At 73.5% G+C, this 1,916-nt stretch carries 3 protein-coding genes and 1 pseudogene; all 4 read left to right on the forward strand.

Annotated features, from left to right (window positions below; translation table 11 throughout):
• Nucleotides 1-433, forward strand: a pseudogene (locus ACWERV_RS36685) (transcriptional regulator); the annotation flags it as partial.
• A gap of 145 nt (nucleotides 434-578) precedes the next feature.
• A complete protein-coding gene (locus ACWERV_RS36690; RefSeq protein ID WP_452941219.1) occupies nucleotides 579-1,019 on the forward strand; it encodes an ATP-binding protein in 441 nt (146 codons plus the stop codon).
• Complete coding sequence (locus tag ACWERV_RS36695) at nucleotides 1,016-1,360, forward strand: hypothetical protein (protein WP_452941221.1); 345 nt, start codon at nucleotides 1,016-1,018, stop codon at nucleotides 1,358-1,360. The genes ACWERV_RS36690 and ACWERV_RS36695 overlap by 4 nt, the downstream gene beginning before the upstream one ends.
• 94 nt (nucleotides 1,361-1,454) lie before the next feature.
• A complete protein-coding gene (locus ACWERV_RS36700; protein ID WP_452941223.1) occupies nucleotides 1,455-1,859 on the forward strand; it encodes a glyoxalase in 405 nt (134 codons plus the stop codon).
• Nucleotides 1,860-1,916 lie beyond the last annotated feature (57 nt).

The raw sequence follows: 1,916 nt of genomic DNA on the forward strand, positions 1-1,916 counted from the left end.
CGACTACGAGCGGGCGGCGGCCATGATGGCGGCGGCCGAGAAGGAGGCGGCCCGCGTCGCGAAGCTGCCCGCAGGCGGCGACAACCGGATGGTCAGCGTCTTCAGCCCGTCCTCCGTCCGCATCGAACGCGTCCGTCTCGCCGTCCAGTACGGCCGCTCCTCCGACGCACTGGCCCTCGCGAAGGGCATGCGGCTGTCGAAGGACACCCCGCCGTCCTGGCGTACCTGGCTGCTCCTGGACGTGGCCCGCGCCCACTCGGACGTCGGCGACGCGGCCGGCGCGGTGAAGACCCTGGAGTCCCTGCGCCGCGTGGCCCCCGCGTGGATGCAGCACCACACCCTTGCGGTGGCGATCGTCCACGATCTCTGGGCGCTGCCCAACCATCCCGCGGGCCTGCGCCCGTTGGCCGAGTTTCTCGGCGTCGCCGATTAGCGTCGCAAAAGTAGGACGCTACGTCACTGTCGGTGCTCCGGGGGCTACGCCAGGCTGAACGGCAAGGTCCCGTCCTCTCTTCCACGACCGGACCTGGCCGGCACCCCGGCCGTCGCGCACGCCGCCCCCCAGCGCAGGGTCCGATATGAGCGAAGCAATCAGCACCACCCGTCACCTGGAACTGTCCTGCGAGGCGTCCGCCGTTCAGTGGGCGCGGGCGCAGGCGCAGGACGTGTTCAAGGGGTGGGGGGTGCCGGACGAGACCGCCGAGGACGCGTTGCTCGTCATCTCGGAACTGGTCACCAACTGCCTTCGGCACGCCGCTGGTTCGCCTGTGAATCCGGGGTGCCTGCTCAGTCTGCGGCGGCTGCCGGATCACGTGCTGGTGTGCGTGTACGACGACGACGACCGGCGACCGCCCGTGCTGCGGCATCCGTCCGGGGACGAACCCGGTGGGCGGGGGCTCCAGTTGGTCGCCGGGCTGAGCCAGAACTGGGGTTACTCCTATCCCGCGCCCAGCTCCGGGAAGTCCGTCTGGGCCCAACTGGCCCTGCCCGTAAGAACGGAGGTCAGCGTATGCCCGTGAACCAGCAGCCCCTTCCCTGCGGGGAGCGCGCCGCGCTGCCCGCGGAACTGGCGGGCGCGGCACAGCGGCTGGCCCCGCCCGGCAGCGCCTGGCCTGAGGACGTGGAGCGCGAGCTGCGCTGCGTGCTGGAGGCGCACGCGCTCGGGGATCACCATGCCTTCGTCCTCGAACTGCCCCGCGACGGCGCGGTGTGGACGGCCTGGACGCGTGGGCGCCCGCCGCAGGGCGTCACCGTACGGACGGACTGCCCGGCCGTCGGGCCGCTCCCGGGGAGGGAGCCCTGCGGCGAGTTCGCCGGGCATCCGGGCGCGCACACGTGGGGGGTGGGGGACCGGGGCTGAGGTCCGCCGGAGGGTCGGCGTACGGACCACGGCGCCCCCGCCCGCGGGTGGCAGGATGCCGCCGGGACGGCCACCGAGGAGAGGGAGAGCGCTGATGGCGGACGGCAACGGCTTCGGGTTCGGCGGACTGCACCACGTGCAACTGGCCGTTCCCGCGGGGGGTGAGGGGAAGTGCCGGGAGTTCTGGGGCGGCGTCCTCGGCATGGACGAGGTGGCGAAGCCGCCCGCGCTCGCCGCGCGCGGGGGGTGCTGGTTCCGGGGTGGGGGGCTGGAGGTGCACCTCGGGGTGGAGGCGGATTTCGGGCCCGCCCGCAAGGCGCATCCGGGGATCCTCGTGCGGGGGCTGGCGGAGCTGGCCCGGCGGCTGGAGGCGGGCGGGCACACCGTGACGTGGGACGGGGACTTCCCCGGCCACGACCGCTTCTACGCCCACGACCCGTTCGGCAACCGGCTGGAATTCCTCGAGCCGCACGAACCGCATGAGCCGCACGAGCCGTAGGGGCGCCTGGGCGCGGACCGGCCCCGGATCCGTACCCCGCGCATGGTCCGCAACCGG

It is taken from the genome of Streptomyces sp. NPDC004031 (genome assembly GCF_053604375.1).

Bases quoted from the DNA above. Each gene is read 5' to 3' on its own strand.
- ACWERV_RS36690 (WP_452941219.1), top strand. From the start codon at position 579: ATGAGCGAAGCAATCAGCACCACCCGTCACCTGGAACTGTCCTGCGAG.
- ACWERV_RS36700 (WP_452941223.1), top strand. From the start codon at position 1,455: ATGGCGGACGGCAACGGCTTCGGGTTCGGCGGACTGCACCACGTGCAA.